The organism is Limosilactobacillus galli (assembly GCF_947381495.1).
GTDB classification, from domain to species: Bacteria; Bacillota; Bacilli; order Lactobacillales; family Lactobacillaceae; genus Limosilactobacillus; species Limosilactobacillus galli.
The window spans coordinates 1-953 of record NZ_CANCWK010000099.1 but is presented as its reverse complement, the minus strand read 5'-3'; the positions used below and the strand labels follow the sequence as shown (position 1 = coordinate 953).

Annotated in this window: 1 protein-coding gene; it reads left to right on the top strand. The window is 38.0% G+C overall.

What is annotated here, in order from left to right; translation table 11 throughout:
- Positions 1–140 precede the first annotated feature (140 nt).
- Positions 141–953, top strand: an 813-nt coding sequence (istA, locus tag QOS10_RS09395) for an IS21 family transposase (protein WP_283595195.1), incomplete at its 3' end; no start/stop codon positions are given.

The following is a 953-nucleotide window of genomic DNA, read 5'->3' as shown; positions in this document are numbered from 1 at the left end:
TGTTAACACCGGTTCTAAAATGTAGGAAAACACCGATTTGAAATTGTCGGTTTTCCTACAATTTTTTATACTAATTGCATTAAATCTTTTGAGGTGATTTGATGCGACTAGAATTACAAGAGGAGTTAATATTTTACAAAATGGCAAAAATTAAACCTAATTATGCGGCCCTAGGCCGTCAATATAATTGTGACCCTAGGACAATTAAGCGGTATTTAAATAATCCACAAGCCGGTAAACGACAAACTAACAAGCGTCGCCCAAGTAAGTTGGACCCATACCGTGATGTTATCAAGGATAAATACAAAACCTGTTCTGCAACAGCCATTTTCTATTTCATTAAAGAATTAGGCTACGAAGGCGGGATTTCAATCTTGCGTGATTACTGTCACCAGTTGAAAAAAGCACAATACCAGCAGCCAGTGATTAGAGTTGAAACTGCACCTGGTGATGTAAGTCAGGTTGATTGGAAAGAAGACTTAGTCTTATATACCCGAGAACACCGCCCCATTACTTTTTCACTATTTTTGTATGTATTGGGTTATTCACGCAAAAAATTCTTAAAGTTAGTTTTTGACCGTAAACAAGACACACTATTTCAATGTTTGATTGAGGCTTTTCAAAATACTGGCGGTGTTCCTCAAAGAATTTATTTCGATAATATGAAAACGGCGGTTGATCACGCTAAGAGTAGCTATCGAAAAGTTATTTGGAATTCACGCTTATTGAATTTCTCTAAAGCCGCAGGCTTTATTCCCCAAGCCTGTCGGCCCTTCCGTCCCCAAACCAAAGGAAAAGTCGAAGCCTTAGCGAGAACCGTAGACCGTATTAAAGTTTATAATCACGAATTTCAGGATGAGAAGGCGTTAAAAAATATCGTGAAGCAGCTTGAAACACAGCTCAATCACGAAATAAGCCAAGCAACTGATCAAAGACCAGAAGATTTATGGATA